This window comes from Weizmannia acidilactici, assembly GCF_008974185.1.
Taxonomy (GTDB): Bacteria; Bacillota; Bacilli; order Bacillales; family Bacillaceae_C; genus Weizmannia; species Weizmannia acidilactici.
Genome location: NZ_BKZP01000026.1, coordinates 40,803 through 46,832, shown reverse-complemented (window position 1 = coordinate 46,832; position 6,030 = coordinate 40,803). Strand labels below are relative to the sequence as shown.

Annotated in this window: 8 protein-coding genes and 1 pseudogene; 7 read left to right on the top strand and 2 right to left on the bottom strand. The window is 43.1% G+C overall.

Annotated elements, in window-relative coordinates; translation table 11 throughout:
* Positions 1-91: 91 nt before the first annotated feature.
* The 7 genes and pseudogenes from BpJC4_RS11620 to BpJC4_RS11590 all read left to right on the top strand — a co-directional run bounded on the left by BpJC4_RS11620 (position 92) and on the right by BpJC4_RS11590 (position 3,826).
* Complete coding sequence (locus BpJC4_RS11620) at positions 92-343, top strand: hypothetical protein (RefSeq protein ID WP_253693708.1); 252 nt, start codon at positions 92-94, stop codon at positions 341-343.
* Positions 344-634: 291 nt separating this feature from the next.
* Positions 635-883: pseudogene (locus tag BpJC4_RS11615) on the top strand (type I restriction-modification system subunit M N-terminal domain-containing protein); the annotation flags it as partial.
* 24 nt (positions 884-907) lie between these two features.
* Positions 908-1,099 (top strand): type I restriction enzyme endonuclease domain-containing protein, encoded by a 192-nt coding sequence (locus BpJC4_RS11610; protein ID WP_253724316.1) that lies wholly within the window; start codon positions 908-910, stop codon positions 1,097-1,099.
* A 507-nt stretch (positions 1,100-1,606) separates the two neighbouring features.
* Entirely contained in the window at positions 1,607-2,803 is a 1,197-nt protein-coding gene (locus BpJC4_RS11605) for a trans-sulfuration enzyme family protein (RefSeq protein ID WP_151680907.1), read from the top strand.
* A 177-nt stretch (positions 2,804-2,980) separates the two neighbouring features.
* Positions 2,981-3,346: a transposase gene (locus BpJC4_RS11600; RefSeq protein WP_151697937.1), complete on the top strand. Its 366-nt coding sequence runs from the start codon at positions 2,981-2,983 to the stop codon at positions 3,344-3,346.
* The gene (gene yxiS / locus BpJC4_RS11595) at positions 3,247-3,495 is read left to right on the top strand and encodes a protein YxiS (protein WP_151697936.1); all 249 of its coding nucleotides are present in this window, start codon (positions 3,247-3,249) and stop codon (positions 3,493-3,495) included. The genes BpJC4_RS11600 and yxiS overlap by 100 nt, the downstream gene beginning before the upstream one ends.
* Positions 3,496-3,607: 112 nt before the next feature.
* On the top strand, positions 3,608-3,826 hold the full coding sequence (locus BpJC4_RS11590; protein ID WP_151680903.1) for a hypothetical protein: 219 nt from the start codon (positions 3,608-3,610) through the stop codon (positions 3,824-3,826).
* A 126-nt stretch (positions 3,827-3,952) separates the two neighbouring features.
* On the opposite strand, the gene BpJC4_RS11585 is transcribed toward BpJC4_RS11590, so the two are convergent.
* Together BpJC4_RS11585 and BpJC4_RS11580 are read right to left on the bottom strand one after the other, a co-directional pair.
* On the bottom strand, positions 3,953-4,243 hold the full coding sequence (locus tag BpJC4_RS11585; protein ID WP_151680902.1) for a hypothetical protein: 291 nt from the start codon (positions 4,241-4,243) through the stop codon (positions 3,953-3,955).
* A 12-nt stretch (positions 4,244-4,255) separates the two neighbouring features.
* Entirely contained in the window at positions 4,256-5,284 is a 1,029-nt protein-coding gene (locus BpJC4_RS11580) for a YeiH family protein (protein WP_253693705.1), read from the bottom strand.
* Positions 5,285-6,030: the final 746 nt, after the last annotated feature.

Below are 6,030 nucleotides of genomic sequence, written 5' to 3'. Positions count from 1 at the left end.
GTTTAGGCTGCGGGAATTTGGGCATTTACCGTGACCTATTATGAACGCCTACGTAATTTATAATGATTAACCAAGAAGGAGAGAATGCCCAGTGTATGAATTTTACCACGATCCGTATAGCCCGGCTGATTATTATCAGGAGCCATATGATCCTTACAGGCAATTGCAGCTGCCACAATTCCAGCGGCTGGAACGCAGAATTAACCAGCTGGAACGGCAAAATGAGCGCCAGGACAGGGAAATCCAGCAACTCCAGCGCCGTCTGCAGCGTGTAAACCAGCGCGTCCGCGTTTTGGAAAACAGGCTGCAAATCCCGTTTACGCCGTATGAAGGAGGATTTTAAAAAAAGGACCGGAAATTCCGGTTCTTTTTTTCATAAATCAGCGGGGCCAAAAGCTCCAGATCTGACATTGATATTGTTTTCAATTGCCGAATATAAATCGTAAGAATTTTATGGAAAATTCGCAAACACCTTATACTTGGAAGCCGTATTAATTTATAAAAAACGCAACATCAAACTGAACTTTTGGCATTTTAAAATGCATTTTTCAAAAGTCTCCCATATGGTGGGTGGCTTTTTTGCTATAATAAAAATAAAAACATATTCCAGAGGGAGTTTACTGTACATGGCAGAATCGGTTTTGAAGAAAAGTTATGGTCAGCGGCGGACAAATTGCGCAACAATATGGATGCCGCTGAATATAAACATGTGGTATTAGGGTTGATCTTTTTAAAATACGTGTCGGACACGTTCCAGGAAAAATGGGAGGAACTGATGGAACTGGATCCGTATTTTGCCGAAGACCGCTACGCTTACACGGCGGACGTAATTTTTTGGGTACCTGCCGATGCGCGTTGGAATTACATCTCGGAACGAGCGAAACTGAAGACGAGGTTTTGATCGCGATTGCGAAAGACTTGTCCAAAAACGGTGAAAGAACATCGCACCCACGACTGGGATAAGAAAGAACAGGCACAGGCCCGCTTGCGGCTCTTTATCAAAAAAGTGCTCCGTAAACACGGCTACCCGCCAAACAAAGAAACGAAAGCAGTCGAAGACGTTCTCGAACAGGCAAAACTGCAGGCTGCGGGAATGTAAACATAAAAAAATCGATTTTCTCTTTCTGGCCCGAAAAAGGTAATCGATTTCGATGCAGGCATCTGTAGTGTTGATTGTATCAGTGATCTGTTGTGATTTTTGCAACAAAAAAGAAATAACTCACCAGCCACGCATGGAAGGTCATTGTTTATGAGTAGGAGGCAATTCTTCTACAAAGAAATATTCCTCCCCGCTATACCCAATGGTCGAAGGGTTATTTCTCCCAAGGATTACTGCAAATCTTGCAGTGCTGCTGTATAACAGGGATACCGGCGCCAAATGGTGGTCCCTTTTATATGTGCATATTCTTTCTTACTGTAAACCAAAAAGGACAGTTAAAATAAATCTTTATCATGACACCAGGCTTGGCTCGAAGTTTTTTCATTGTGTAAGCCTGTTTTATTTAACTGCATGTTTACCTAAATATTACTTCTTGGTATAATAATAACAATTGATTGAAAATTTATTCTTTAACTACACTGAAAGAAGCAGAAGGGAGCCTGGTGAATGGAAAAAGAAAGTTTGAAACCGGCCGGAAAGAACTGGCGCCACAATGAAACCGTGGTGATCCACGCGGATGGCAGGAAAGGCGGCCCGGTATCTCCGCCCATTTATTATACCGCCACATTTGAAGCGGAAGATTCCGCTGATTTTGCAAAAATGGCTGGAACACCGCGTCATCCCGAATATTATACAAGATACGGCAATCCGGTACATGAACGTGCCGCAAAAATTCTTGCGGAGTTGGAAGGAACAGAAACCGCCCTTCTTACAGGTTCCGGTATGGGGGCCATTTCCACAACGCTCCTTGCCTTGTTGCGTGCGGGTGACCATGTGATTGCCCAGACACGGCACTATATGAGCACCGCGAAAATTATGGATGAGATGCTGCCGCGCTTTGGCGTGGAAGTCACTATTGTCGAACAATCGGATATTCATGCATTTGAAGAAGCGATTAGGCCGAATACAAAATTAATCATGGTTGAGACGCCGGCAAACCCTACACTTGTTATCACGGATTTGCGCGCTGTTGTCAATCTCGCACGCCCGCGCGGCATTCTCGTGGCAGCAGACAACACTTTTGCATCACCGATCAACCAGCGCCCGCATGACTTCGGCGTTGATATTGTCATACATAGTGTGACAAAATATTTAGGCGGGCACCATGATATTACAGCAGGCGCCATTTGTACAAGTGAACAATTGGCTGAACAAATTTGGCGTACACATACCTCAATCGGTTCGGTACTATCGCCAATGGATGCCTGGCTGTTATTGCGCGGACTACGGACGCTTCCAATGCGCGTGGAAAGAATTAATGCGAATGCCCTCGCTTTAGCGGAATTTTTGGAAGAACAGCCGCAAATTGAACAAGTATTTTACCCGGGATTGCCGAGCCATCCGCAGCACGATTTGGCAAAAAGCCAGATGAGCGGTTTCGGGGCTGTTATTGCATTCGCAATAAAAGGAGGTTACAAAGCGACGGAAAGGTTTGTAGCGTCTTTGCAACTTTCGCTCAATGCGGTTAGTTTAGGAGGCGTCGACTCTCTTGCCGTCCATACTGCTGCCATGTGGGGCGGGGTGATGACGGAAGAACAGATGAAAGTTGCCGGAATTCCGCCGAATTTTGTCCGCTATTCAGTCGGAGTTGAGCATATTGAAGATTTGAAGCAAGATGTGTGGCAGGCATTGCAGCAAATTTGACATGAGGAAGGAACGTACGTTTTTTAGAAAGGATAACAAAATTGAATCAACCAATCCGCATTTTTGTATACGGCACGTTACGGGAAGGGGAAGAGAACCATTATCTTTTAAAGGAGGCAAAATGTCTAGTCTGCAACTGCTGGACTGATGCTAGTATAGTTTCATGGACACCCTTTAGTGAAATATAATATTAACGAAGGGATGTGTCCTGATATGGGTAACACAAGCGAAAAACGTAAAAGTTATCATGCTGAATTTAAAGAAATGGTGGTTGAGCTTTATCAAACTGGAACACCAGTAAAACAGATCTGCAGCGAATATGGCCTGTCTGAAACGACAATCTACAAATGGATCAGAAAACAAAAACCGGTTAAGCTGGATGACGGGAGCTCTTTTACCCCGGAAGAATTTCTGAACCTGCAAAAAGAATTGCACCGGCTGAAATGGTTCTTGTTTTTGCCCAATGGTGTGTCAATCACGGGCTTGATCCGGAAGAACTGTATAGACGCGCCTACCCGAGGCAGGAAAAAAACCTGTTGTTAAAGAAAGCAATTGAACGTACGCTGCCAAAAGAAGAAGCGGGGGACATCAGCAATGACACGGTATTGAATGTATTATCCCTGTTTGGAAATGGTGACCTTGCATTTGTCGTATTTGAAGAAATTCAAAAATTCCATAGTAAAAGTAAATGATTTAACCTGCAGTTGAATCAACTTTATATATGGAAGAGGAGAACCCTTTTCTTTATAAGAATCATCAATCCGGTTTGGTATATACAGCGACGATTGAAGAAAAGCTTTTTGTTTGCTGAAAAAAGATGGGGATTGCGGGGGCAATTGTGAATTGAAAATAAAAGAGCGTATGAATCACGACCATGTAACCGGTTTAAGCATTGCATGGATAAACGGTGAAAATAGCAGAACAGAGCACTATGGTTTGCTGGAAGCAGGAACAGATAGAAGTGTTGATCATGATTCCATTTTTCGCGCTTGTTCAGCGATCATGGATGTTAAGATCAAATAGTTGGCATGGGAAAAACTTTTGGAATCATAAAAAGCCATGAATAGCTTTTGAAAGAAAGAATCCTCCTTCATTACCGGGGAGATTCTTTCTTTGAATGGCGATTATTTTTTGAGACACTGGATCCTGCTAAAGCAGCCCCCATTTGCGTTCATACTCAACGGACAGATCATAATCTGTTTCTCCAATGCCGTTTTTGGATAAAAACTCGGTGAGACGATTGAAATCAAGATCTGTGGTTTCCAGTACAATCAGGTTTTGGGTTCTGTGAATTTTCCAATTTACATTTGTTTTCTGTAAAAGTTCAATCATCCGCCGGCATTTGCCGGCTTGGTTCGGATCAGCAGCCTTCTTAGGATGGAAGGGGAGGGACACTTTTATGTGCTGAATACAGGTTTCGTTTTCTCGTTTCATACGCATCTCCCTATGCCCCTAAATATTTGACCAAAAAGCATGTAGAAAGACAACGGATAACAGATACCCTAATATGACGTTAATGATCGCACCGATCCCGAATGCAGCAGCAGGTTTCCATCCGACAGCAGTCAAATCTTTGAAACGGGTAGTTAAGCCGATCGATAAAAAGGTAAATGTAAATGCCCATGTCCGGATTGTTTTAATGGGGGCAGTTACATCCGTACTGATGATTTCCTGTGTGCCGGAAGAAACGTTCGCAAGTAACAATGTCAGCAGAATCGATGAAATAAAAAATCCAAGAACAAATTTAGGAAATCTGGAGACAATTTGTCCTGCATTCGCTTTTGTCCCGGCACTCTTTTTTTCCCAAAATGTGATGGAGATAAAGGCCAGAACGAAGCACCAAATCCCGATGAACATGTCACGTCCGATCACTTTCATTAATGTAAAAGAAGAAAGGGCTTGATCGCCAAAAGCGCTGGCTGCGGTAATGCCGGCTGCATCCGCAAATTCTGAAGTCCCAATCCAGGCGCCGGCCGGTCCCGATTCGATTTCCAATAATTTAATAAGAAAAGATAATAGGAATATAAATACGATCGCATAAATGACAACTAATGAAATGGTAATCGACACATGTTCTTTTTTCGTTTTAATCGAACTTCCCATTGCAATTGCAGCCGATACCCCGCAGATAGAACCGCCCGCGCCCAGTGTTGCCGCGAACCTTTTATCGAGGCCTAACCATTTGGTTGCAGTAAAATATATAATGAGAAAAGTGGCAACGGCAATGATGGTGGCCTGGAGGAAGGCAACCGGCCCGGCTTTTACAACCATAGTAAAAGGAAGGGTTGCCCCCATAAGGACGATTCCGGTTTTAACATATAGCTCTGTCCGTAAAGCAGCATCGAACCAAACAGGGATTTTTACAAGATTTCCGATGAAGAGGCCCAAAACAAGTGCTGCTAAGGGTGCTTCTATCCCGTATTGGCCCGCCCATTTCCAGGCGCTGAATATATTGATAAGAACACTTAAAACAAACAGCAAAAGAAACCCTGCGATAAAATGGGTTACCTTTACGCCTTGAAAAGATACGGCGATTGAAAAAAGTACGGCCAACAGGATAAATAAAAGAAAAATCTTCCCAAGGTTATGCGTCAAACCGGAAGTGAACGAATGAAAATCCGACCAGGTCGGAATCTGAGGGGTGAATAATGTAATGGATGGTCCTGCCAGCCAGAGAATAATTGCGAAAACGACTCAAAACAAACCGATCCAAACGGTCCACCAGTCTTCTTTTTGAATCAATGATACCCATCTGCTTTGTTTTGGTACTTGCCGTTCTAATTGAAGATCACTTGGCATTTTGAGACACTCCTTTATAAATGAAATTATAAAAATTGGGATACTAGGAATAAATGCAAAAATAAACATTTATCCTGATTACCTTTTTATCTACTTCATTTTAACTACCTCCTCTTCATTTTCAATTCATGTTTGCAGGATACACCTCTGGGAGAGGACTTAGGTTGTCGGTAATTCCCAGGCCTAACCCCTCAACCTTTTTAAAAAGTATGAATGAATTATGAAATATTTTCTATGATTTAGAATGTTAACCCAATTAATCCAAGGTGTCAACTGAGATTTTGAAAAATTTTGACTTATCATCGTTTTTCTTTATAATCGTAAAAAGCCTGGGATGCCGGCGGATCGCTGCTTTCGGAACCCCCTCTCTTCCAGGCATCGAGTCCGGACAGCATAACCAAACCGTGTATGGGCAGGCGACATGGGGA